The following is a 23,555-nucleotide window of genomic DNA, read 5'->3' as shown; positions in this document are numbered from 1 at the left end:
TGATCATCGTCGCGATGGTGGCCAGCGTCGGCATGGGATTCATCATGCAGTTCGCCGGGATTTAGGAGCGTCCGCATGACCAGTCCCGGAGGGGTGGCCGGCTCAGGGGTGCCGGCGGCGGCCTTCGCCGAACCGACGCGGCGGGTCGGTCCCGGCTGGATCGCGGGGGTCATCCTCGTCAATGTCGGTATCAATGCGGCCTTCTTCGGCCCGCTGCAGGTGCTCCTCGCGCAGCAGGCCCAGACCTTTGACGCGGCCAACAAGGAGGCGGTCCTTGCGCTGGCCACCGGTTTCGGGGCTGCGGTCTCGCTGGTTGCCAACCCCATCGCCGGCGCCTTGAGCGACCGTACGACGTCGGCACTGGGACGCCGGGTGCCGTGGGTGCTGGGCGGCGCGGTGCTGGCTTTTGCCGCCCTGCTCCTGCTGGCCGGCGCCCCGAGCATCGCCGTCATGGTGGCCGCCTGGTGCCTGGTGCAGGCGGGCTGCAACGGCGCCTACGCCGCGGTGACGGCAGGCATTCCGGACCGGGTCCCGGCCCTGCAGCGCGGCCAGGTCGGCGGGCTGGCGGCGATGGGGCAGACCGTCGGCATCGTCTTCGGGGCGGTGCTGGCCAACCTGGCCGGCGGCTTCGTCCTCGGCTACATCTACTGCGCGGTGTTCCTGCTCCTGAGCGTGGTCATGTTCCTGGTGAAGGGCCGCGACGTGCCGCTGGATCCGGCGCTGCGTCCGCCGTTTGCCTGGGGCCGGTTCCTGAAGAGCTTCTACATTTCCCCGCGGCGCCACCCTGACTTCGGCTGGGCCTGGCTGACGCGGTTCCTGGTCAACCTGGGCAACAACCTGTTCACGCTCTATCTGTTCTTCTTCCTGCAGGATGCCGTGGGCCACCCCGACCCGGCGGCGGGCGTGCTGCTGCTGACCGGCATCTACGCGCTGATGGTCATCGTCACCGCGGTCATCGGCGGGCCCTGGAGCGACCGGATCGGCCGCCGGAAGCCGTTCGTCATTGCCTCCGCAGCCACGATCGCGACGGCGTCGATCCTGGTGGCGCTGTGGCAGACCTGGCCGACGGCGCTGGTCGCCGCCGCCGTCCTGGGCGCCGGCTTCGGCATGTTCCTCGCCGTCGATTTCGCCCTGCTGACGCAGGTGCTGCCCAGCGCCGCCGACCGCGGCAAGGACCTGGGCGTCATCAACATCGCCAACTCGTCGCCGCAGGTCTTCGCCCCGCTGATCGCGGCTCCCGTGGTGCTGTACCTCGGCGGCTACACGGCCCTGTTCGTGCTCGCCGCCATCATAGGATTGCTGGGAGCGGTGTTCGTGGTCAAGATCAAGGGCGTCCGGTAAGGCCGCGGCGGCGGAATAATCGTGAGTACGCGGGATGTTACCGCCGCGGAGCGGTCATCCGGCCGATTCTACGGCCAGTAGAATTAACGGGCCGGCATCCGCTGAAAGGAGGGCGATGGACATCTTCCTTGAACTGCCGCTGGAATGGGCAATCCTCGCCCTCTTCTGCGGCGCCATGATCCGATCCAACGCGACCTACTGGCTGGGCCGCGGCGCCGCCGCCGGTGCCCGCCGCACGTCCCTTGAGAAGCACCTCGACAGCCCCGTGATGAAGCGCGCGGAACGCCTGATGGACAGGTTCGGTCCGTTCGCCGTGACGCTGTGCTTCCTTACCATCGGCCTGCAGACGGCCGTGATTGCCACCGCCGGCATCGCCCGCATGCACCTGGTCCGCTTCCTGCCTGCCGTTGTGGCCGGCAGCATCATCTGGGCCGTGGTTTACGCCACGGTCGGTCTCGCGGCGGTAGCCGCATGGCTGGGCTTGGTGCTCGCTTCGCCGGCCACCGCCGTCGTTATTGTGATCCTGCTCGTGGGAGTGCTGGCCTTCGTGCTGTGGCGCCGGAAGCGGCGCGAACGTGCCGCCGACGCGGAAGAGGCCCGCGAAGCCGCTTAGGCTGGGCGTATGGAAGCCCAGATCATCACCACCGTCATCTGCGGACTGCTCATCGCGGTCGGCATTGCCGGCATCGTCATTCCGGTCCTGCCCGGCAGCATCACCATCGTCGCCAGCCTGCTGATCTGGGCGCTGGTGCTGCGGAGCACGGTCGGCTGGGTCGTCTTCGGACTGGGTGCGGTGCTGGTGGCCATCGGGATGGCGGCCAGTGCCGTGCTGACCGGGAAGCGGCTCAAGGCCCGCAGGATCCCGAACCACTCGATTGTGGTCGGCATTGTCGTGGGACTGGTGGGCATGTTCGTGATTCCGGTGCTGGGCCTCTTCATCGGTTTCGCCGTGGGCTTGCTGCTCAGCGAGTACCTCCGGCAGCGCGACTTCGGGCTCGCCCTGGCCTCGAGCGGGGTCGCGCTCAAGGCGATGGGGATCGGCATCCTCGTGGAGCTCGGCTGCGCGTTTGCCGCGGGCAGCATCTGGACGATCGGCGTCCTGGTGCACTTTTTCGCCTGACGGCCGTCCCGTCGCCGGGCAGGTTCTGCGGACTCAGTCCTCCTGGAGCAGTCCCGTGGTCCGGTACGGAATCACCTCGCGGAGGAACATCTGCGTGGAGGTCCGCGTGATGCCGGGGCAGAGGCGGATCTCCTCGCTGACCCGGTAGAGATCGTCGGGGCTTTTGGCGACCACCCGGATGAGCAGGTCCGTGTCGCCGGCCGGGGCATGGCATTCGAGGACCTCGGGGATCTTGCGCAGCGCCTCGACGGCCTTGTTGAGCTTGCTCTGGTCGAGTTCCGCACTCACCATGGCCATCACCCCTCGCCCCGTGGCTTCCGGGAAGATCCGCGCCGAGTGCGGACGGAGGATGCCCGACGCCTTGATCCGCTCGAGCCGGGAATGGACCGTGCCGCGCGCCAGCCCGAGCTTCTGGGCCAGCATCATGACCGGTATGCGCGGATCCTCGTCCAAGGCAAGGATGATGCGGCGGTCTGTCGGATCCAGCTGCTGCAATCTGACCACTTCCTGTCCGGTGTCCCGTTCCCATGTTGATCAGATTGACCAACCAATGAGGCAACTATTGCACGGATTGCCGCAGGGGTGCTCGAATTGGAGGCAGCGCGGGACGAGCCACAAGCTTCCACCCGCCAAGGTGCAGTGAAACCGGCCCACCCCGCCGAGGATCTGCGGACGGATCCCGCAAGGATCCAACCTGTTGTTCACAGCTGAAGACCCCCGATCCAGCCGGATGCCTGCCGGATGGAGCGGGGGTCTCGCTACATCCGTTTTTGGTGATTCGGCCACGACGGTCATATGATCTACGCAGTTACTCGGGGCCTTAGCTCAGTTGGTAGAGCGTTTCGTTCGCAATGAAAAGGTCAGGGGTTCGATTCCCCTAGGCTCCACCGCTTTCGCCGTACTTAGCGGGTTCCGCGAACCGCTGACGTGATGCCCGGCTGGACGGGCGATTTGGGCCTCAGCCGCCGTCGTCGTCAGGGCGCGGATCCGATCGGCCACCGCGTCTTAATCCATGATTCTCAGTGTCCACGCCGACTGGGCAGATTAGACCGGCCTGCATGTGTGAACATGGACTTGTGCCCGCAGATGCTCGTTTCCCGTTTGCTTTCCGCGCAACCGCCTACATGGGGACATCAAGGTGGTTGCGCCGCCGGGTCCGGGCGTTCCGCTATGACGCAATGTGGGAAGACGGCCGCGTTGACCATGACGTCAACCTGGTTGAACTGATGTACAGGCGGGCTCCGGCGGACTACGACGTTACCAAACGTGCCATGCACGCCCAGTGTCCGGAATTGGGAACCGGGCCCTGGATCGCTTATCCCTACGGAAACCGGCTAGACGGGTCCGACTGAGCGCAGGGCACCTGCCCGCCTGAGCGGGGAAGTTGATGCATCTGATGAAGCTGCTCCCTCTGACGGCGCTCGGCGACCGACCGGCGGCGCTCAGCTTTGACCCGCGACCGAACCCGTCCGACGGGCACGGCCACCGCTTACGGGCGGGTGGTCGGTGTCGTCCGCGTGCTTCGTGGGTTGTGCAGGAACCAAGAGTTCGCACGCCGCAATGCGAGATACAGTCTCTTGACCGCTTTGGATGATGGCTCTGTGCCGACATCCTGGAACGACCCCATTCCGCCTCGGTAGAGACCGCTGAGGGCATTTGAGGCGGCTTTACGCAAAACGCGCCGGTCTGCGATACCGATGAACTGTCCGTCAAGCCAGTCGGCAACCTGGTTCCGTTGCTTGTCCTGCTCCTCTCGGGCGACCGCACGCAGGTCTGCAGTTGCGGCGACTATTTCGTCACGGACAGCTTCGACGGTACGTTTCTTGCAGCTCATAGGTGAATCCTATGTAGAGCCGCGATTCCCTCGTATACCCGGGGGATTGGCCCGTGGGCCTCCACTCGGAGCAGCCGCTGCTGGCTAGGGCACGTGTGCGCGGTGATCGCCCTGCCTCGGATGGCCTGCCGACAGGCTCGGGAAGCCCAACGGCAGGCATCCGGTGTCTGCCGGTGCGCAGCCGGAGCAAACACCCTTTATGAGGGGTCCTGGTCTCCCCGGAACTGGCTCTGTTGACGCGTCCTCGCGAAGGCAAGAATGGTCCTATCCCGGCGCTCAGAGCGGACCCGGGAGGCGGAGCCGGCTGTGCCCTCACAGAGCCAGGTTCCGGGTGCCCCTTGCGAGTGGGGGCAGCGGGCATCGCCCCGGGCTCACACCTGGATTGGGTGCCGGGGCGGTGTTCCGCACCATCGGAGCTGCCTGACCGCGGCGGCGTCCTGCCATCCCGGCAGGCGGGCCGGGCCCTTCCGGTCCGAGTACTCGAGGGGCGCCCCGGACTCTTATCAGCAGGAACGCATCAGGAGTCGGGCAGCCCGCGCCAGCATTCCGGCGCATCATGGCTTTGCCTCCACACCAGCTGCCGGCCCATACGCCAACATATACTCGGAATATGCCGATCACACGTGCCAGCCGCGTCCAGCAGTCCGCCGTCGAGCAGTCCGGAGGCGACCTGTGAGCGGCGGTCTCGTTGCCCTTCTCGACGATGTCGCTGCCCTGGCCCGTATCGCTGCCGCCTCGGTTGATGACGTCGCCGCCGGAGCGGCCAAGGCCGGAACCAAGGCCGCCGGCGTGGTGATCGACGACGCCGCCGTTACGCCGCAGTACGTGTCCGGTAGGGATCCGTCCCGAGAGCTGCCGATGATCAAGAAGATCTTCTGGGGCTCGCTGCGGAACAAGCTCGTGATCATTCTGCCGGCGCTGCTGCTCATCAGCGCCTTCATCCCTGGGATCATCCCGTTCATCCTCATGCTGGGAGGCACCTACCTCTGTTATGAGGGTGCCGAGAAGGTCTGGCACAGGCTCCGCGGCCACCACGGTGGCGAAGAGGCTCCGGCCGTTGAACGGGGCGGGGCGGCGGAGGGCAAGGTCGTCAAGGGTGCCATCACGACCGACTTCATCCTGTCCTGCGAGATCATGGTCATCGCCATGAACGAGGTGGCGGACCAGGCTCTGTGGGTCAGGGCGGTCATCCTGGTCGTTGTGGCGATCGCGATTACGGTGCTCGTGTACGGCGCCGTTGCTCTCATCGTCAAGATGGACGACATCGGCCTGCACCTGACAACCAAGGACTCCGCGGGCTCTCAGCGTTTTGGTCGGCTGCTCGTCAAGGGCATGCCCTCCGTGCTGGGCGCGGTTACGTTCGTCGGGACAATCGCCATGCTTTGGGTCGGCGGCCACATCATGCTCCAGGGGGCGCACGACCTCGGCTGGCATGCGCCATACGACCTGGTCCACCTCCTTGAGGGGCCCTTCGCGGGGATCGCCGTAGTCGGCGGCTTCCTGTCCTGGCTTGTGAACACCCTGTGCTCAGCCGTCCTCGGGCTCGCGTGGGGCCTCGTCGTCATGATCGTCCTGCACCCGCTGCTGAAGGTGCTGCCCTTCGGTAAGAACAAGGGCGGGCACGAAGAGGGCGACGGACGCGCCGCCGTCGCCGGCCACCGGCCCTCGGAGCGCGGCACGGATCCCGCTCCCTAGGCGCACGCCGCCCAGCAGGGCGAGCCTGGTCCGCGTTCGGGCAACGGGGTCATAGGCTGGAGGGCGGGATCCGCCGGGTCTCCCGAACACCTAAGGAATATGCAGACTTTCCGCCGCCGTGCCCTCTCCCTGACCGCAGCCTTCCTCACCGCCGCATCCCTGGCGGCCTGCACTCCAGCCTATGACGCCCAAGTTCCGGCCCCGGCCGGGGCGGCCGAGTCTACGCAGACCGCTGCGCCAGCGGCCGGTACCGTGCTGGAGCAGCTGGCAACGATCGAGGTCAAGGGCCGCGCCCCGAAGACCGGCTACTCGCGCGAGCAGTTCGGCGATGGGTGGCTGGATCCGGACCACAACGGCTGCGATGCCCGGAACGACGTCCTCGCGCGGGATCTGACCAACGAGACGTTCAAGTCCGGCACTAGGCACTGTGTCGTCCTGACCGGCACCCTCGCCGATCCCTACACCGGCAAGACGATCGATTTTGTCCGCGGCAACAAGACCAGCACCCTCGTCCAGATCGACCACGTCGTCGCTCTCTCCGATGCGTGGCAGAAGGGCGCGCAGAAGCTTTCCTCCGGCCAACGGGCAGCGTTCGCCAACGATCCGCTCAACCTGCGGGCCGCGGACGGTCCCGCCAACGGGGCCAAGGGCGACGGCGACGCCGCGACCTGGCTCCCGCCGAACAGGGGCTTCCGCTGTGAGTACGTTGCGCTGCAGACCGCGGTAAAGGCGAAGTACGGGCTCTGGATGACGCAGGCCGAGCACGACGCCATCAAGAAGGTCCTGACCTCATCCTGCGCGGACCAACAGGTCCCGGCCGATGACGAGGGAGTGGCCCTCCCTGCCACCGAGTACAAGAACTGTGCCGAGGTGAAGGCCCGCGGGGCAGCGCCCATCCGCTCGGGCGACCCCGGCTGGAGCGACAGGTTCGACGGCAACGGCGACGGAGTCGGCTGCGAGGTCTGACGGGTCCCGGGCAGCTTTTCCTCCCACGCGGCTTTTCCGGCCGAAGCGGGCGCCAGCGGGAGTAGGGTGTTACGCATGAATGACCCGGAGAGGCCCATCCCGGCGTCGATCCACATCGCCATCGACGTGGACATCACCGACCCGGGGGAGCTGCGGAGCTACGCCGTCGTCAAAGCCGAATCACCCGAACACGTGGCCCTGGCCTCGACGGACCTGTTCGCCGCCCTCGCCGTTGCCATGGATCCGCTGGCCGTCGCGGCGGACGTCCCGGGGATCCGGCTCCTGCGAGGCAAGGTCGAGCCGGCGGAGGGTCATGGGGTGGCCGACTCCGTTATGCCCCATGCCGCCGGAGCCGATGGCGGGCGGGAGCCTGCGGACACCGGAATCAGCGGCAACGCCGTGAACGCCCTGCTGGAAGCGGCGGACCGCGCCGGCGGGATCGCGCTCGAACGGCTCGGCTACGATCCGGCGGCGCCCTCGGCGGAGCGCGAGCTGTCCCGGCACCGGGCCCGGGTGCTGGCCGGGTTGCTCTGGCACGCGGGCGCCGGGATGATCGACGAGCTGTTCAACGACATAGACCTGCTCAGGGACCGGGAGCCGACGGCCAGGGACATTGACGAGACCTATGTCCTCGGCAACCTCCCGCCGCAGTACGCCCACCACTACGACGCCCGTTTCGCGGCCCGGTTCCTCACCGTCTGCACCGACCTCACGATGAACCTGGCCGCGGGCTGGAAGGAGCCGTCCTGCGTGGCCCAGGAGCTTGGCCTGCGCTGCCTTCTCGCCGAGGCGGAATTCCTGGCCGACGATCTGGAGCTCGAGACCGACCTGCCCCCGGACTGGGTGGCCATGCTTGAACAGTTCTTCCTGCGTTTCGCCGACTCCATGATGCTTTTCGACCCGGCCATGGACGGCTTCGAAAACGATCCGGAGGCCAGCCCCCAAGGTGCCCCGTCCATGAAGTTCGAGGACTGGTTCAGACCCTTCGGGCCCGACCACCACGTGCCGCCATTCGCCGAACGCGGTTGACGGCTTCGCCCGCGGCGGGGCGAGTGACCCTGTTTTCCGAAATATGACGCCCTTCACGCAACCCGCTTGCGGGAGGCCGGGCTGCACTCTACCCTAGGTTGTGATCCCAGTCACCCATAAGTAAATAATGCCTACAATCTGCGGCGGGAGAGTCCTGCCGGTACATTCGGCAGGCGCCGTAGGAGCAAACCCTCCCCGGGAATCTCTCAGGCCCACGTACCGCCGCGGCTAGGCAACTCTGGAAAGCAGACGGGCGGCAGCCTTTCTCACCCACGGTGCAAGCGGCTCCTGCGCAAGCAGGGCGCGCGGAATCTCTCAGGTCCAATACAGAGCGGGGAGGAACCGAATCAACGTGGTGCGCCCGTGCCACTTGAACCATGGAGTTCCTCATGACTACGCCACATGCATCCACCACGACAGGCGAACCCCCGCATCTCGCGCGGCAGCTATCCAACAGGCACATCCAGCTGATCGCCATCGGCGGCGCCATCGGCACCGGCCTGTTCATGGGCTCGGGAAAGACCATTTCGGCAGCCGGCCCCTCCGTGATCTTCGTTTACATGATCATCGGCTTCATGCTGTTCTTCGTCATGCGGGCGATGGGCGAGCTGCTGCTCAGCAACCTCCACTACAAGTCCTTCAGCGATTTCGCCGCTGACTTGCTGGGACCGTGGGCCGGGTTCTTCACCGGCTGGACCTACTGGTTCTGCTGGGTCGTCACCGGCATCGCGGACGTTATCGCGATCGCCGGCTACGCCGACGAACTGGTGCCGGGCATCCAGCTCTGGATTCCGGGCATCTTCACCGTGGCCGTCCTGCTGCTGCTGAACCTGGCTACCGTCAAGGCCTTCGGCGAGACCGAGTTCTGGTTCGCCATGATCAAGATCGTCGCCATCCTGGCGCTGATCGGCACGGGCCTGGTCATGATCTTCACCGGTTTCGAGTCCCCCGCCGGCCCGGCCGCCTTCAGCAACCTGTGGAGCCACGGCGGCTTCTTCCCGAACGGGTTCATGGGCTTCGTGGCGGGCTTCCAGATCGCGGTGTTCGCCTTCGTGGGCATCGAACTCGTGGGTACGACGGCGGCGGAAGCCAAGAATCCGGAGAAGAACCTTCCGAAGGCCATCAACTCCATCCCCATCCGTGTGCTCCTGTTCTACGTAGGCGCCCTGATCATCCTGATGTCGGTTACCCCGTGGACCGAGTTCGAGGCGGGCCGCAGCCCCTTCATCGGCATGTTCTCGCTGGCGGGACTCGGCATGGCCGCCACGATCATCAACCTCGTGGTGCTGACCTCGGCGATGTCCTCGGCCAACTCCGGCGTCTACTCGACCTCCCGCATGGTCTACGGCCTCGCACAGGAAGGCGACGCTCCGACTGTCTTCGGCAAGCTCTCCTCGCGCAAGGTTCCGCAGAACGCACTGTTCCTGTCCTGCGTCCTGCTGCTCTCCGGCGTCGTACTCCTGTATGCCGGCAAGGACATCGCCCTGGCGTTCGAAATGGTGACCACGGTCTCCGCCGTCTGCTTCATGTTCGTCTGGTCCATCATCCTGGCCAGCTACCTCGCCTTCCGGAGGCGCCGGGCGCGGCTGCATGAAGAGTCCAAGTTCAAGATGCCCGGCGGCGTTGTCATGGTCTGGGTGGTGTTCGCGTTCTTCGCCTTCGTCCTCTGGGCGCTGACCACGCAGCCGGACACCCTCACCGCGCTGCTGGTTACCCCGATCTGGTTCGTCATCCTCGCCATCGCCTGGCTCGTGCTGCGCCGCCGCCCGACGCACCTGGCCCGCTACGAGGCGTTCCATGCCGACCTCGAGGCCGAAGCGAAGCTTGAGGCCGAGGCCCGCCGGGCCGCCGCTGCGGATACCCAGTAGCCGCCAAGATTTTGTCCACACGTTTAACGCTGTTTTCTCAAAAGGAGCACCACACTATGACCGATGTTCTTTGGTTCACTGAACTTGGGCTGGCCGACCTTGAACAGGTCGGGGGCAAGAACGCCTCGCTTGGCGAATTGATCGGCAACCTGGCCACGGCCGGGGTCCGGGTCCCGGAGGGTTTTGCGACGACGGCGGACGCCTACCGGCGTTTCCTGCAGGAGTCCGGCCTCGAGGCCGGCATCGCCGCGATCCTGGAAGGCCTGGACAGCGACGACGTCACGGCGCTGGCCAAGGCCGGCACCGCCATCCGGGACCTGATCCGCGAGGCTGAGTTCCCGGCCGGGTTCGAGGAGGAGGTCCGCAGCGCCTACGCCAAGCTGACCGAAGGCCACGGCAACGAGTCGGAGGTTTCCTGGGCGGTGCGCTCCAGCGCCACGGCCGAGGACCTGCCGGATGCTTCCTTCGCTGGCCAGCAGGAGACCTTCCTGAACATCCGCGGCATCGACAACGTGCTGCTGGCCATCAAGGACGTCTTCGCTTCGCTCTACAACGACCGCGCCATCGCCTACCGGGTCCACCACGGGTTCACGCACTCCGAGGTTGCGCTCTCCGCCGGCATCCAGCGCATGGTCCGCTCCGACATCGGCGCCTCCGGTGTCATGTTCACCATGGACACCGAATCGGGCTTCACCGACGCCGTGTTCATCACGTCCTCCTACGGCCTGGGCGAGGCCGTGGTCCAGGGCGCGGTCAACCCGGACGAGTTCTACGTGCACAAGCCCACCCTCGCGGCGGGCCGGCCCGCGATCCTCAAGCGCGGACTGGGCGAGAAGGCCCTGCAGATGACCTACACCGAATCGCAGGAAATCGGCCGGACCGTCGATTTCGTGCCGGTGACCCGCGAACAGCGCGGCCGCTTCAGCCTCACCGACGCCGAGGTCGAACAGCTGGCCCGGCACGCGATGGCCATCGAAGCCCACTACGGGCGCCCCATGGACATCGAGTGGGGCAAGGACGGCGTGGACGGGGAACTGTACATCCTGCAGGCACGCCCCGAGACGGTCGAGTCCCGGAAGGCCAGCGGCACCCTCTCCCGCTTCGTCCTCAACGAACGATCCAAGGTCCTGGCCGAAGGCCGCGCCATCGGCCAGCGCATCGGCGCAGGCCAGGTGCGCGTGCTGACCTCGATCGACCAGATGGCCTCGTTCGAGCCGGGCGACGTCCTGGTGGCGAACATGACCGACCCGGACTGGGAACCGATCATGAAGAAGGCCGCGGCCATCATCACCGACCGCGGCGGCCGCACCTGCCACGCCGCCATCATCGCCCGCGAGCTGGGCATCCCCGCAGTCGTCGGCACCGGGAACGCGTCCCGCGTGCTGACGGACGGCACCCCCGTCACCGTCTCCTGCGCCGAGGGCGAGGCCGGGCTGGTCTACGAGGGCCTGCTCGACTACACGCTGCACGAGACCGCGCTGGACACGATGCCGCCGGCACCGGTGAAGATCATGATGAACGTCGGCACTCCGGAACAGGCCTTCAGCTTCGCCCGGCTGCCGCACAACGGGGTGGGCCTGGCCCGCCTGGAATTCATCATCAACCGCCAGATCGGCATCCACCCCAACGCGCTGCTGGCGTTGGACGGCGAGATCGAGCGCCCCGCCGCGCTCTCGGACTACACGGTCCAGCAGATCCGCGAGCGGATCGCCGCCTACGACGGGCCGCGCGACTTCTACGTCAAGCGGCTCGCCGAGGGCATCTCCACCATCGCCGCAGCCTTCGCCCCGGAGCCGGTGATCATCCGGCTCTCCGACTTCAAGTCCAACGAGTACGCGAACCTGCTCGGCGGTCCCGCGTTCGAACCGACCGAGGAAAACCCGATGATCGGCTACCGGGGCGCCTCCCGATACCTCTCGGAGTCCTTCCGCCAGGCCTTCGAGCTCGAGTGCGAGGCCCTGAAATTCGCGCGCAACGAGATGGGGCTCTCGAACATCAAGCTGATGGTCCCGTTCGTGCGCACCCTGGAGGAGGCCCGCGGCGTCACCGAACTGCTGGCCGCCAACGGGCTGAGCCGCGGCGAGGACGGCCTCGAGATCGTCATGATGTGCGAGCTGCCGGCCAACGCCCTGCTCGCCGACGAGTTCCTGGACTACTTCGACGGCTTCTCCATCGGCTCGAACGACCTGACCCAGCTCACCCTCGGCCTGGACCGGGACTCGGCGCTCGTTGCCGGGGCGTTCGACGAGCGCAACCCGGCGGTCCGGAAGCTGCTCGGGATGGCCATCGCTGCCTGCCGCGCGCGCGGCAAGTACGTGGGCATCTGCGGCCAGGGCCCGAGCGACCACCCCGACCTGGCGGAATGGCTGCTGGAGCAGGGCATCGAGTCGATCTCGCTCAACCCCGACGCCGTGACGGAGACCTGGCTGCGGCTGGCCCGCACCGGCGACAAGTCCGCGGTCTGAGTGTCCCAGGCAACGCATGAGGAAGCCACGGGGGCCGCGCGCGGCGCCGCCCCCGTGGTCTTCTTCCTCTCGGACAGCACCGGAATCACCGCGGAAACCCTGGGCAACACCCTGCTGACCCAGTTTCCCGGCCACACGTTCGAACGCCGCACCATTCCGTTCATCACCACCGCTGTGGAGGCCTGCCGCGTCATCGAGGTGATCGACGGCATCGCGGCCTCGGGGCCGCGTCCGATCGTCTTTTCGACCGCGGTCAACCGGGAGATCCGCGAGATCCTGTCGCAGAGCAAGGGGCACTTCCTGGACCTGTTCGGCACCCACATCGGCCGGGTGGAGGACGCGCTGCATTCCCCGGCCAGCGGCGAGCCGGGCAAGGCCCATGGCGTCGGCGACGCCATTCGGTACCAGTCGCGCATGACCGCCGTCGAATACGCCATAGAGCACGACGACGGACAATCCATCCGCGCCCTGGAACGCGCGGAGCTGATCCTCATCGCCCCGTCGCGCTGCGGCAAGACCCCGACGACGATGTACCTGGCCCTGCAGCACGGCATCCTGGCCGCCAACTTTCCGCTGGTCGAAGAGGACTTCGCCCAGCAGACGCTGCCGGAGCCGCTGCGGCCGTTCGTCCGCAAGTGCTTCGGGCTGACGTCGCTGCCCGTCCGGCTCAGCCAGATCCGCACGGAACGGCGTCCCGACAGCGGGTACGCCTCGATGGCGCAGTGCAGTTACGAGCTTCGCAACGCCGAGGAGATGTACCGGTTCAACCAGATCCCGTACGTGAACTCCGCCTCGATGTCGGTCGAGGAAATCTCCGCCACCATCCTCCAGCGCATGCAGCTGCATCACTGAGCCCCGGCGACCAGCCAGGGGGTTGCCGCTGGCCGGATCCGGGGGCGTGAGACAGCCCACCATGGCGGATTTGGCTCCTTTAACCCATAAGGGTGCTTTCTATGGGAAGAATGGTTGGCAATAGAGAGAACGGAGGAAGCACAATGCGCGGAAGCAACCTTATCTGGACAATCGTCGGCATTCTGGCTGCCATTGCCCTGATCATTTGGATCGCCTCGGCAATCTAGACGCGTTTTCGATAGATTGAAGGAGCCCCGGCCAGCTGTGGCCGGGGCTCCTTTGTGCGCGCGCCCGTAACGTCGCCAAGAAGGAAGCCACGGGCGCAGTTAAGGCGGTTGTTCTGAGTGGATATCCTGGCCGGTATCAGCATCAGCGGGTTGCAGACCTTCATTTGGTCGCTAGCCCTCGGGACGGCGCTGTTGCTGCGCTTTTGGTATCCACGCAAACTGCATTGGAGCGCCCTCGGGGCGGCGGGCGTCTTTGCGGCCGCCAGCATCGGTGCCGCGATTTATGTGCTGGCCAATCCGATCGACCCGCGCTGGCCCGCCGGAGCGCCCCTGTCCGCGCCGTCCCTGTCGGCCACGCCGCTGGTCGGGGACTACCTGAAGCCGTTGGATGTCGTAATGGCCAATGTGATCGGCGGGGTGAACGATCTGCGCGGCTTTCAGCAGGCGGTGCCCGTGGCCCTCGACTTCTTCACGATGGCCGGCTGGGGCTGCCTGGCGGCAGTCCCGCTGGGGATCTTCGCGCTGTGGGCCAGCTACCGCGAAGAACGGTGGCGCAGGATGGAATTCGCCCGGTACAAGAGCGCCGTCGAGGAGCTTCAGCAACAGCTTCGCGATGTCCAAAGATTCGTGAACTACCCCGACCGGTGAGCAGGAACGACGACGAATAAGCGCCGGTGCCGGCACCAACCGAGAGCCGCAGCGGCTTCGATGGGCGCCGGCACCGTTCTGGTTCGGACGGGCCGTAGCTACTCGGTCACTTGGAAGCTCAGGCTCTCGGTGAACTCGCGCCCGTAGACGTCGGTCGAGGTGACCTTGGCGGTGTGCTGGCCGACGCTCAGGTCGGAAGGCAGCTCGAGCCGCCACAGGTGCATCATTCGGTCGGCAAGGCTGCCGCCGTTGACCAACTGCTCCTGCACGGCGACCGGGTCCGACCACTCGGCTCCGACGAGCTGGCCTTCGCCCCGCATCTTCTGGGTGCGCTCGGCCTCGACGGTCTGGCCGCCGTCAATCTGCACCTTGACCGTGGAGCCGGTGCTGCCCATCCAGAAGTTGGTGGTCAGCCAGGTGCCGCCGGCCAGATCGGACTTCGAGACCGCCGTCGGATCGGTGAACTCGGGCGCAGAGCCCTTTTTGGCGAGGTTCGCGGCATACCAGTCGCGGTAGCGCGGGGTGTTCAGGCCCAGGGCCATCTGCAGGGAGTCGTCTTCGCCGCGGACGGTGAAGCGCTCCTGGAAGGTGTTGTTCTTGATGTCCAGGGTGAGGACGCCTGGCAGTCCGCCGTCGCGCTGGACCGCCAGCGGGTAATTGCGGTCCGCGCGTCCGGAGTACCAGTCGCCGGAGATGGCGCCGGCAGTGATGTGCGGGAAGGGTAGTCCCTCCACGCCGAAGAGCTTGTCCCAGCCCTCGAGGGAATCGCCGGTGCGCATGTTCTCGATGCTGTGCGTGTGTCCTCCGAGTGCCACGGCTTCGCGGCCCTCAAGGATTTCGTAGATCTCGGCGACCTGGTCCACCTGGTGCTTGGCACTGCCCTGGTCTGCATAGTCCAGCAGCGGGATGTGGGCGGCCAGCACGATCAGCTTGTTGTCCGGCACCTTTGCGATGTCGTTGCGCAGCCACTCGAGCTGCTGTTCGTCCAGCGCGCCGTTGTAGTCGCCCTTGGCCGCCGGGTGCTTGGTCGGGTACTCCACGGTGTTCAGTGCGACGACGTGGGCCTTGCCTGCGTCGTACGAGTAGTAGTCGGGCCCGAGGTTTGCTTTGAAGGTATCGAAGGTGTGCTCGCCGCTGGTGGCGTCGAAGTCGAGGTCATGGTTGCCGGGCAGGAAGCGCGCGGGGCCGTTGAGCATGCCGGCGAGCTCGCGGGTCTGCGGGTACAGCGAGAGGTCGTCGCCGACGACGTCGCCGATGAAGAGGGCGCCGCAGCCGGCGTAGTCGTCGCGCGCGGCCAGGTCGGCGAAGGCGCCGTTTTTCGCGAAGCCAACCTCTTCCTGGTCGTAGGTCTGGATGTCCCCGCCGATGAGGCAGTGCTGTTCGGGGGACTGGGTCAGCGCACTCTTGGCGAGCGGGAAGTTTACGGCATCCGGCAGTGCGCCGGTCGGCTCGAGCCCGCCGAACTTCAGCTCCGGCGAGCCTTCGGGCAGGTGGTGGTAGAAGAACTGGGCGACGTTGTCCTCGTCGACGGGTACCTGGTAGCCGCGGGGCTGGGTCACGAAGACGGTCATGTTGTCGAACGCCGGCAGTTCGTAGCGGCCCTGGCCGTCGGTGGTGACGACATCGCGGCCGTTGGAGACGGTCGCTCCCGGGACGCCCGGCTCGTTGGCGTCCTGCTTGGAGTTCCTGTTCTTGTCCTCGAAGACGGCGCCGTCGATGACCTGCTGGTCGTCATCGGGACCCTCGATGACTTCGATGCCGCCTCGGAAGGCAGTGGCGGAGGAATCTGTTGTGGACGGAACCTGGACGGGAGCCGCAGTCGCGGCGGGGGAGAGCAGGCTTCCGGCGACGGTGAGTGCCACGGTGCCGGCGGCCAGGCCGAGCGGGACGGCGGATCGTTGGGGGATATTGGGGCGCACGAGGAACCTCCGGAGCGGTGATGTGAGGCGGGCCGGACTGGCCAGCCTCTGGCACTGTTTCAGTGCAGGGTAAACACTTAACCAAGGCAAGGCCACGGGGGTGGGAAGCAAGCTTTACGAATGGCGTCCGACGGCGTTCGCGCGCCCGCCGGTGTGCGCGTCCGTTCGCGGGGGTGCGAGAATCCTGAGTAAGGACAGGACGAGAAAAGCGAGGACCACCATGGCGACTTTGAAGGAAAGGCTCCAGGCCGACGTCGTTGCCCACATGAAGGCGGGCAACAAGACTGCCCTGACCACTGTGCGCAACGTGCTGGGCGAAATCGGCACCAAGGAGAAGTCAGGCAAGACCCCGGTCGAGCTGGACGACGCCCAGACGACGGCCGTGCTGCAGAAGGAAGCGGCCAAGCGGCGCGACACGGCCCGCATCTACACGGAAGCCGGCGAGGCCGAGCGCGCGGCGGCCGAGATTGCGGAGGCAGAGGTGATCGAGGCCTACCTGCCGGAACCGCTGTCCGAGACCGACGTCGAAGCCATCGTGGACGAGGTCATCGCCGGGCTGAAGGCGGACGGGACGGAGCCATCAATGCGCCAGATGGGCGTCGTGATGAAGCCCGTGACGGCCAAGGTCGCCGGCCGCTTCGACGGCAAGGCCGTCAGCGAGATCGTCCGCAAGCGCCTCGCCTGACGGCCGGCGGACATAGTGAAGCCCCGCGGTTCCTCCGCGGGGCTTCGTTGCTCCTGGCCGGACGGCGCTACGGGGTCCGGTCGCTGGCCGTTTCCTCTTCGCCTGCCGTGGCCTGGTCCAGGAACGCCTGCACCGTGGTGTCATCTGCTGCGGTCCAGGACTCGACGCGGATGTCGTCATCCTTGTCGCGCTTTTCCGGCTTGCCGGCCGCTTCCTTCCGGAAGCGCCAGCCGAAATCCCTATTCGAGGCATAGCACATCGCGAACCTCCTTCACCTCGTCCCTTAATCGTCCTCCTTTCCGACGGCAACCGACAGCGTTCCGAGACGGGGCGGTTGTCCTGCTCGCCCGGTGAGGGACGGGCAGCCGTGTGGGTCGGCGTCAGTCGGGGCAAGGGGAAAGGCCGACGGCGGCCGGTCGGCTGCCGTGGCGGGCGAATGCGGCCGTACGGGTTGCGAGGGCCGCGAGCCGCGCCCGCCACTGAACGCCGCGCCGGGCCGGGCGCACACCGGCTTCTTTGCGGCGGCGGAGGCGTTCGGCTTCGGCCAGCCTGAGGCGCAGTTCGGCGTTGTGCATGTCCAGCCAGTATTCCGCGGGTTGGAGGCTCATGGCTCCTTCTTTCGGGTCGGGTCTGCGTGGCGCTGACACTAATATCAACGCCGGTCTGCTCCCGTTCCATGGCCGCGATTCCTGCCAGCAATCGCCAAAATTCCGCCAGCATGCCCGATGCAAGGCTTTTCCAAGTGCGGCCAGCGACAGTAGACGCAGTCAGAGACCCGGATCCCGGCGACTCGCCCCGGTTGCCGGGATTCCGCTGGCTGACGAGGAGGGAGGACCGGCGGACCCGGTCCTCCCTCCTTCCCAGTCTGCTCTGTCCGTGCCGCACCGGGTGGCGTGCCTGCCGTTCGGCTTCGGGACGGATTCAGCGGTCGCAGCGGACGCGCTCGCGGTCGCTCCGATCCCAGTCGTCCTTGTGGCTGTAGCTCACGGCCTGGTAGGTCTCGCTGCAGACCAGGCCCCAGCCGCGGATCGTGAAGGCATCGTCGCCCCCGGGGCTGACGCGCTGGTGGTCGACGACCCGGTCGCGGCCGCTGACCTTGACGATCCAGACGTCGACGACGCTGTCCTTGTAGTTCCTCCCCTGGACGACGTAGCTGCCGTTGCTGTTGACCTCCAGGGTCAGTCGCTGGGCGGCGGCCGGGGTGAACTCGGCTGCGGCGGCCGGGGCCGTGACGCCCGGGCCCGCGATCAAGCCGAGCACTACTCCTGCCATGAGCAGCAGCAGCCGCCACGTTGGTGACTTTCTCATCGCGATGGCTTCCTCGTGGTGCCGGGATCCGTCGGCACGTGGGCCCATCGCCCGCGGTGCCGCTTCCCGAACGGCACGAGCCCCCGGCCCTTCATCAAGCGTGCCGCCCTCTTAGTGCAGGACCCTCCCGCCGTGCCGTTTGGGCGGTCCTTTTGGGAACCTGCGCAGGTTCCCAACGAGTGGATTGAATGCTCGCCCCCGAGCCCTTCCCCACCACCGGCCGTTCCGGTGGTGTAGTCACAGTAAGCCGCACTTTGAGGGCCAACAACACCCAAACTGGGGCTTGACAACCAGGACACATGCGGCCTCGTCCTCAAACTACCGATCCGCGTCCCCGGAGCCGCCTTCGTAGCGGGCCAGGCTGAGGGTTTCACCGCGGGCGCCGTCCATCCAGATGCTCTGGCAGGCAGCGGCCATCTCGTCCAGTCCCTCGACGACGGCGGCGAAGACGTTTCCGGGCACCCAGCCCTGGTCCCCGTTCAGGAGCAGGTTGTTCCGCCCGTAGAAGAGGGCCAGGTCGATGATGGCCTCCGGGGTGCTGACCTCGTCCTGGGCTCCGTAGCCATGCGACGGGGTGTTGAGGATGTCCGCGTTGAAAGTGAAGTAGCAGAGGTCGCCGGGGATGGGAGTCACGGTGGTGTTTTCCGGCCCCGGCTCAACGGGGGCAAAGGCCGGCACCAGCTGGTAGATCTCGTTGCGGGCGTACTTGCCGTGGAAGACCTGCCCGGACAGCGGCAGGGCGTCCCATACGGCCGCGGCCGTCCGGGGCGCCTCGGCATCGAGCAGCCGCGCGATGCAGGAGACGCCGCGCATTTCGAGCGATACCTTCAGGAAACGGTCCATGGATCCTCCAGCGCCGAAATAGTTGATGCGAGCCTAGTGGCTCATCCCCTAGGATTGTCAACAATCAACGATCCTGGGCGGTGGTGGACATGCTGAAAGACCTGGCCTCAATGGTTCCGCCGGGCCCCGTTGTGCTCAGGAAGATCGGCGTCGTCGCCCCGTATGACATGGCGCTCGACCACGAAATGGGACGCTGGGCGGAGGGCCAGGCGGACCTCTATTTCGCGCGGTCGCCGTTCGAGCCCTCCGCGGTCGATATCACGCAGGCAGAACAGCTCGCCCGCCCGGAGATGATCACCGAGACGTCCCGGAGGGTCAGCGCCGTGGCGCCGGACTGCTACGTATACGCCTGCACGTCCGCGTCCTTCGTCCACGGCGTGGCGGGGGAGCGGGAACTGGTCTCCGCGGTCCGGGCCGCGGGCCTGCCGCACTTGGTCACGGCCTCGGGGGCAATCCTGGCGGCGCTGTCCGCGCTCAGGGTCCGGCGGGTGGCCGTCGCCGCCCCCTACACGGCGGCGGTCACCCAGCGTTTCGCGGACTTCCTCGAGGAGGGCGGCTTGCAGGTCCGGCGTGCCTCGATGCTCGGCCTGGCCGGCGAAATCTGGAAGGTTCCGTACGCCCGCACGGCGGAACTCATCGCCTCGGCGGACTGCGCGGAGGCCGAGGCCGTTGTTGTGGCCTGCACCAACCTGCCGACCTACCACCTGATCGCCCCGCTCGAAGAGTACCTGGGCAAGCCGCTCGTCACCGCCAACCAGGCGGCCATGTGGGCCGCGCTGGACTACCTCGGACTGGAGCCGGCGGGCCCCGGGCAGCGGCTGCTCGCGGTGCGGGCCGACGGGTCGGCCCGATGAACCGCGCGGCCGCCCCGGTCATCGGGCTGCTCTACCCCGGGGTCGGGGCGGAGGATGACTTCCCCGGCCTCGAGCGGCGGCTGACCGGACTGCTGCGGCTGCCGCTGGTGACGACGGCCGGCGGCGATGTGCAGCACACGGTGGCCACCCTGCGCCGGGTGGGCAGCGCCGCCAACCTGCTCGACGGCGTCCGGCGGCTGGCGCTGCGCGGGCCGGATTCCGTCATGTGGGCGTGTACCTCCGGCTCCTTCGTCTTCGGTTTCGCCGGCGCCCGCCGGCAGGCCGCCGAACTCGCCGCGGCGGCGGGTCGACCGGCGTCGTCGACGTCCCTCGCTTTTGCCCACGCCGTCCGGCGGCTGGGCCTGGAGACGGTAGCCGTGGCGGCCAGCTACCCCGAAGACCTGGCCCGGCACTTCCGGACGTTCCTCGCGGAGGCGGGGATCGCCGTCGTCAATCTGGACAGCAGCGGCATTCCGACGGCGGGCGAGGCCGGGCGCATGGGCCTGCCGGAGATCGCGCGGATGGCGGCCGCCGCGGACCGGCCGGACGCTCAAGTCGTGCTGGTGCCGGATACCGCGGTGCATTCGCTGGCGTGGCTGGATGAGTTGGAAGAGGCTGTGGGCAAGACCGTGCTCACAGCCAACCAGGTAACGGTGTGGGAAGGGCTGCGGATCGCCGGCAGACTGGACGGGCTGGGCCGCATCGACGGGCTGGGCCGGCTGTTCCGGACCGCGGACACCGCCCCCGCAAAAGGAGGAGACCCGGCATGACTGCTGCAACGACGTCGTTGGCGGACCTGTCCGCTGCCGAACTGCTGGCCCGCTACCGGGCGAAGTCCGTTTCGCCCGTCGAGGCGGCCGAGGCCGCGCTGGCCCGGATCCACACGCTCAACGACAAGGTCAACGCCTTCTGCCTCATTGCCGGAGACGAGGCGCTCGCGGCCGCGCGGGAATCGGAGGCGCGCTGGCTGCGGGGCGAGCCCGCCGGGGCGCTGGACGGCGTCCCGGCCTCGATCAAGGACCTGCTGCTGACCCGGGGCTGGCCGACGCTGCGGGGCTCGACCCTGATCGATCCGGACCAGCCATGGACCGAGGACGCCCCGGCCGTGGCCGCGCTGCGCCGGGCCGGCGCCGTGTTCCTGGGCAAGACCACCACGCCAGAGTTCGGCTGGAAGGGCGTGACGGACAGCCCGCTGACCGGCAATACCGGCAACCCTTGGGATCCGTCGAAGACGTCCGGCGGCTCCTCGGGCGGTTCGGCGGCGGCGGTGGCGCTGGGCATGGGCGCGCTGTCCGTGGGAACCGACGGCGGCGGTTCCGTCCGCATCCCGGCCTCCTTCTGCGGGATCGTCGGGTTGAAGCCCACCTACGGGACCATCCCGCTGTATCCGCCGACGCCGTACGGCACGCTGGCGCACGCGGGGCCGATGACGCGTACCGTCGAGGACAATGCGCTGATGCTGGATGCGCTGGCCGGCTTCGACAGCCGGGACTGGTCGGCGCTGGCCGCTCCGCGCGGGTCGTTCCTCGACGGGCTGCGCGACGGTGTGGACGGGCTGCGGATCGCCTACAGCCCGGACCTCGGCTATGCGCACGTCGAACCGGAGGTCGCCGCCTCGGTGGAGGCCGCCGTCGGGCTCCTTCGCGGCCTCGGTGCGGAGGTAGAGCAGGTGGACCTGAGGCTGCGGGACCCGCTGGCGGAGTACCACACGCTCTGGTTCGCCGGCGCGGGCAAGGTGATCCGAGGCTACCCGGAGGAGCGGTGGGGCGAGCTGGACCCGGCGCTGCTGGAGGTCTGCCGCCAGGGCCAGGCCGTCACCATCGACGAGTACCTGGATGCGAACGCGGTGCGGGCGGCGCTCGGCCGGCAGCTGGGCGCCTTCCACGAAGAGTACGCCCTGCTGGCGACGCCGACCATGCCGCTCCCGGCGTTCGACGTCGGCTGCGAGGTCCCGCCGGGGTCGGGCCTGAAGCGCTGGGCCGAATGGTCCCCGTTCACCTACCCGTTCAACATGACGCAGCAGCCGGCGGTGTCGGTGCCCTGCGGCCTGACCCCGTCCGGCCTGCCGGTCGGCCTGCAGCTGGTCGGGGCGCGGCACGCGGATGCGCTGGTGCTGCGGGCTGCGTACGCCTACGAGCAGGCGCGGGGGCCGTGGCCGCAGCCACCGGTGCTGGCCGGCGGGTAGGTCGGCAGGGGAGGCTGCGCTGCTGGCGGCAGCTGGCACGGACCGGGGCGGCTAATGCGGCGCGGCGAAGCCCAGCTGCTTGTCGATCTCGTTGAGCAGCGGTTCGCCGCGGCTGAAGCGCGCGAAGTTGTCGGCGAATTGCGCGGCGAGCTGCGGCAGGCAGCCCTGCGCGTCGCCGCTCAGGTGGGGCGAAATGATGACGTTCTCCATGGTCCACAGCGGGTGCCCGGCCGGCAGCGGCTCGGTTTCGAACACATCCAGCATGGCTCCGGCGATCGAGCCGGTCCGCAGCGCATCCACCAGCGCATCCGTATCCACGCACGCGCCGCGTCCCACATTGACCAGGCGCGCGGCTGGCTTCATCGCGTCCAGCACGGGAGCGTCGATGAGATGGCGGGTCTGCCCGGTCAGCGGCGCCACCATGACCACGTAGTCGAACCCGGGAACGACGGCGGCCAGGTCAGCGGAGGCATGGATCTCGCCGAAGTCTTCGTCGCCGGACCGCGCCGTCCGTCCGGCGCCGGCCACGTCCATGCCGACGGCCCTGAGCAACCGGGCGGTTTCGCGGCCGATCGAACCGGTCCCGACTACCAGCACGCGCAGGCCGGACAGCCCTCCGGTGGGCCGGTGCCGCCAGGTCTGCTGCCGCTGCTGCGCGTTGAGCCCGGGCAGGTCCTTCGCGAACGCGAGCATGCCCGCCAGCACGAATTCCGCGATCGGCCGGTCGAAGATCCCGCGGGCGTTGGTCACGGCAACCCGCGAATCGCGCAGTCCGTCGAAGAGGAGCTTGTCCACGCCGGCCGCGGGCACATGGACCCACTCGAGCGAATCCGCCGCGGGCCAGGCATCCTGCAGGGCGGTGGAGAAGAAGTCCCAGAGGAACAGGACCTGAGCGCCCTCGAGCGCTTCGGCCAGTCCCGCGGCCGTCGCATAGCGGACCTCGGCGGCGGCCTCCACTGCGTCCAGGCCGGGCGGACGGTGGCCATCCTGGCACAGCACGGTGACGACAGGGCGGCTCATGCCGGCTGGCCGGGGTCGATGCCCTTCCGTTCCTTCAGTTGCCGCAGCCCGTCCTCGGCCTCCATCCGGGTCTCGAGTTCCTCAAAGGCCTGGCGCACCTGCGGGGAATCCGGATCGGACCAGGACAGCTCCTCGTAGGCGGCGGCGCGGGCCTGCAGGGTGCGGGCCTCCTGCTCGGCCTGGCGGGCGGCTTCCCGCGCGTCGGCGGCCTGCCGGCCGGAGGAACTGACCGCCTCCTGCATGCCGAGGGCGGCCTGCGCGGCGCTGTGCGTGGCCTTCAGCGACTGGTAGTGCAGCCGGGAATCCTCGATCCGATGCTCCAGGCGCAGCAGGGTCTGTTCCAGCCCGCGGACCTGGTCATCGAGCTGCCGGCGCTGGGCGGTCAGCGTCTCCATCCGCTTGCGCACGGCGATGCTCCGCTGCAAAGCCTGCCGCGCGCCGTCGTCGTTGCCTGCCGCGACCGCCTGTTCCGCGGCCCGGTCCAGGGCGGCCACTTCGGCGGCGGCCTGGTCGGCGAGCAGCTCGACGCGGCGCCTGTTGGCCGCGACGTCCGCGGCGCTGCGGCGGGCCTGGTCCAGCAGGTCCAGCTGGTTGGCGTAGGTCTCATCCAGCGTCTGCATCGGATCCGCCGGCGGCTGGCGGGCAGTGCGGTTGGCTTGGACGATGCGCTTCAGGCGCCGTCGGATCGACATTGTT

General features: G+C 67.8%; 23 protein-coding genes, 1 tRNA gene and 1 riboswitch. Of the genes, 15 read left to right on the top strand and 9 right to left on the bottom strand.

What is annotated here, in order from left to right; all coding sequences use genetic code 11:
• Positions 1-75: 75 nt before the first annotated feature.
• From WFH44_RS11545 to WFH44_RS11535, 3 genes are all read left to right on the top strand, one after another.
• A complete protein-coding gene (locus WFH44_RS11545) occupies positions 76-1,341 on the top strand; it encodes an MFS transporter (RefSeq protein ID WP_336714012.1) in 1,266 nt (421 codons plus the stop codon).
• A gap of 115 nt (positions 1,342-1,456) precedes the next feature.
• Positions 1,457-1,954 (top strand): DedA family protein, encoded by a 498-nt coding sequence (locus WFH44_RS11540; protein WP_336714011.1) that lies wholly within the window; start codon positions 1,457-1,459, stop codon positions 1,952-1,954.
• 9 nt (positions 1,955-1,963) lie between these two features.
• On the top strand, positions 1,964-2,461 hold the full coding sequence (locus tag WFH44_RS11535; RefSeq protein WP_336714010.1) for a DUF456 domain-containing protein: 498 nt from the start codon (positions 1,964-1,966) through the stop codon (positions 2,459-2,461).
• Positions 2,462-2,494: 33 nt separating this feature from the next.
• Here WFH44_RS11535 and WFH44_RS11530 read toward each other — a convergent pair whose 3' ends face one another.
• Positions 2,495-2,965, bottom strand: a complete 471-nt coding sequence (locus WFH44_RS11530; RefSeq protein WP_336714009.1) for an Lrp/AsnC family transcriptional regulator — start codon at positions 2,963-2,965, stop codon at positions 2,495-2,497.
• Between the two features lie 310 nt (positions 2,966-3,275).
• Between WFH44_RS11530 and WFH44_RS11525 the strand changes: the two genes are divergently transcribed.
• Positions 3,276-3,348 (top strand) — tRNA-Ala (locus WFH44_RS11525).
• 602 nt (positions 3,349-3,950) lie between these two features.
• Here WFH44_RS11525 and WFH44_RS11520 read toward each other — a convergent pair.
• On the bottom strand, positions 3,951-4,295 hold the full coding sequence (locus WFH44_RS11520) for a hypothetical protein (protein WP_336714008.1): 345 nt from the start codon (positions 4,293-4,295) through the stop codon (positions 3,951-3,953).
• A 672-nt stretch (positions 4,296-4,967) separates the two neighbouring features.
• On the opposite strand from WFH44_RS11520, the gene WFH44_RS11515 reads away from it, so the two are divergent.
• The 7 genes from WFH44_RS11515 (at position 4,968) to WFH44_RS11485 (ending at position 14,045) form a co-directional block, all read left to right on the top strand.
• Positions 4,968-5,990: a DUF808 domain-containing protein gene (locus WFH44_RS11515; RefSeq protein WP_336714007.1), complete on the top strand. Its 1,023-nt coding sequence runs from the start codon at positions 4,968-4,970 to the stop codon at positions 5,988-5,990.
• A gap of 99 nt (positions 5,991-6,089) precedes the next feature.
• Positions 6,090-6,956 carry a GmrSD restriction endonuclease domain-containing protein gene (locus WFH44_RS11510; RefSeq protein WP_336714006.1) on the top strand — a complete coding sequence of 289 codons (867 nt, stop codon included), beginning with the start codon at positions 6,090-6,092 and terminating at the stop codon, positions 6,954-6,956.
• A gap of 75 nt (positions 6,957-7,031) precedes the next feature.
• On the top strand, positions 7,032-7,985 hold the full coding sequence (locus WFH44_RS11505) for a hypothetical protein (protein ID WP_336714005.1): 954 nt from the start codon (positions 7,032-7,034) through the stop codon (positions 7,983-7,985).
• A 134-nt stretch (positions 7,986-8,119) separates the two neighbouring features.
• A riboswitch (glycine riboswitch) is annotated at positions 8,120-8,217 on the top strand.
• A gap of 157 nt (positions 8,218-8,374) precedes the next feature.
• A complete protein-coding gene (gene cycA / locus WFH44_RS11500) occupies positions 8,375-9,853 on the top strand; it encodes a D-serine/D-alanine/glycine transporter (RefSeq protein WP_336714004.1) in 1,479 nt (492 codons plus the stop codon).
• A 56-nt stretch (positions 9,854-9,909) separates the two neighbouring features.
• Positions 9,910-12,318 (top strand): phosphoenolpyruvate synthase, encoded by a 2,409-nt coding sequence (gene ppsA / locus WFH44_RS11495; RefSeq protein WP_336714003.1) that lies wholly within the window; start codon positions 9,910-9,912, stop codon positions 12,316-12,318.
• Complete coding sequence (locus WFH44_RS11490) at positions 12,319-13,170, top strand: pyruvate, water dikinase regulatory protein (RefSeq protein ID WP_336714002.1); 852 nt, start codon at positions 12,319-12,321, stop codon at positions 13,168-13,170. It begins immediately after the preceding gene.
• A 344-nt stretch (positions 13,171-13,514) separates the two neighbouring features.
• Positions 13,515-14,045 carry a hypothetical protein gene (locus tag WFH44_RS11485; protein WP_336714001.1) on the top strand — a complete coding sequence of 177 codons (531 nt, stop codon included), beginning with the start codon at positions 13,515-13,517 and terminating at the stop codon, positions 14,043-14,045.
• Between the two features lie 98 nt (positions 14,046-14,143).
• Here WFH44_RS11485 and WFH44_RS11480 read toward each other — a convergent pair whose 3' ends face one another.
• A complete protein-coding gene (locus WFH44_RS11480; protein WP_336714000.1) occupies positions 14,144-15,964 on the bottom strand; it encodes a calcineurin-like phosphoesterase family protein in 1,821 nt (606 codons plus the stop codon).
• A 220-nt stretch (positions 15,965-16,184) separates the two neighbouring features.
• Here WFH44_RS11480 and WFH44_RS11475 point away from each other — a divergent pair, with 220 nt between their 5' ends.
• The gene (locus WFH44_RS11475) at positions 16,185-16,649 is read left to right on the top strand and encodes a GatB/YqeY domain-containing protein (RefSeq protein WP_336713999.1); all 465 of its coding nucleotides are present in this window, start codon (positions 16,185-16,187) and stop codon (positions 16,647-16,649) included.
• A gap of 67 nt (positions 16,650-16,716) precedes the next feature.
• Here the strand turns inward: WFH44_RS11475 and WFH44_RS11470 are convergent, their stop codons facing one another.
• The 4 genes from WFH44_RS11470 to WFH44_RS11455 all read right to left on the bottom strand — a co-directional run bounded on the left by WFH44_RS11470 (position 16,717) and on the right by WFH44_RS11455 (position 18,800).
• Positions 16,717-16,908, bottom strand: coding sequence for a hypothetical protein (locus WFH44_RS11470; protein ID WP_336713998.1), 192 nt, complete (start codon positions 16,906-16,908; stop codon positions 16,717-16,719).
• A gap of 121 nt (positions 16,909-17,029) precedes the next feature.
• The gene (locus WFH44_RS11465; RefSeq protein ID WP_336713997.1) at positions 17,030-17,257 is read right to left on the bottom strand and encodes a hypothetical protein; all 228 of its coding nucleotides are present in this window, start codon (positions 17,255-17,257) and stop codon (positions 17,030-17,032) included.
• A 313-nt stretch (positions 17,258-17,570) separates the two neighbouring features.
• On the bottom strand, positions 17,571-17,957 hold the full coding sequence (locus WFH44_RS11460; RefSeq protein WP_336713996.1) for a hypothetical protein: 387 nt from the start codon (positions 17,955-17,957) through the stop codon (positions 17,571-17,573).
• Between the two features lie 318 nt (positions 17,958-18,275).
• Positions 18,276-18,800, bottom strand: coding sequence for a DUF3830 family protein (locus WFH44_RS11455; RefSeq protein ID WP_336713995.1), 525 nt, complete (start codon positions 18,798-18,800; stop codon positions 18,276-18,278).
• 89 nt (positions 18,801-18,889) lie between these two features.
• Between WFH44_RS11455 and WFH44_RS11450 the strand changes: the two genes are divergently transcribed.
• From WFH44_RS11450 to WFH44_RS11440, 3 genes are read left to right on the top strand one after another with little or no spacing between them, the layout of a single operon-like run.
• Positions 18,890-19,654 carry a maleate cis-trans isomerase family protein gene (locus tag WFH44_RS11450; protein WP_336714157.1) on the top strand — a complete coding sequence of 255 codons (765 nt, stop codon included), beginning with the start codon at positions 18,890-18,892 and terminating at the stop codon, positions 19,652-19,654.
• Positions 19,651-20,424, top strand: a complete 774-nt coding sequence (locus WFH44_RS11445; RefSeq protein ID WP_336713994.1) for a maleate cis-trans isomerase family protein — start codon at positions 19,651-19,653, stop codon at positions 20,422-20,424. The genes WFH44_RS11450 and WFH44_RS11445 overlap by 4 nt, the downstream gene beginning before the upstream one ends.
• Entirely contained in the window at positions 20,421-21,839 is a 1,419-nt protein-coding gene (locus tag WFH44_RS11440; protein WP_336713993.1) for an amidase, read from the top strand. Before WFH44_RS11445 ends, WFH44_RS11440 begins: the two co-directional genes overlap by 4 nt.
• A 51-nt stretch (positions 21,840-21,890) precedes the next feature.
• Here WFH44_RS11440 and WFH44_RS11435 read toward each other — a convergent pair whose 3' ends face one another.
• Together WFH44_RS11435 and WFH44_RS11430 are read right to left on the bottom strand one after the other, a co-directional pair.
• On the bottom strand, positions 21,891-22,859 hold the full coding sequence (locus tag WFH44_RS11435) for a D-2-hydroxyacid dehydrogenase (protein WP_336713992.1): 969 nt from the start codon (positions 22,857-22,859) through the stop codon (positions 21,891-21,893).
• Positions 22,856-23,551 carry a PspA/IM30 family protein gene (locus WFH44_RS11430; protein WP_336713991.1) on the bottom strand — a complete coding sequence of 232 codons (696 nt, stop codon included), beginning with the start codon at positions 23,549-23,551 and terminating at the stop codon, positions 22,856-22,858. Before WFH44_RS11430 ends, WFH44_RS11435 begins: the two co-directional genes overlap by 4 nt.
• Positions 23,552-23,555 lie beyond the last annotated feature (4 nt).

It is taken from the genome of Arthrobacter sp. USHLN218, from assembly GCF_037144715.1.
In the GTDB taxonomy this organism is placed as follows: domain Bacteria; phylum Actinomycetota; class Actinomycetes; order Actinomycetales; family Micrococcaceae; genus Crystallibacter.
This window is presented reverse-complemented; position numbering and strand designations above follow the sequence as displayed.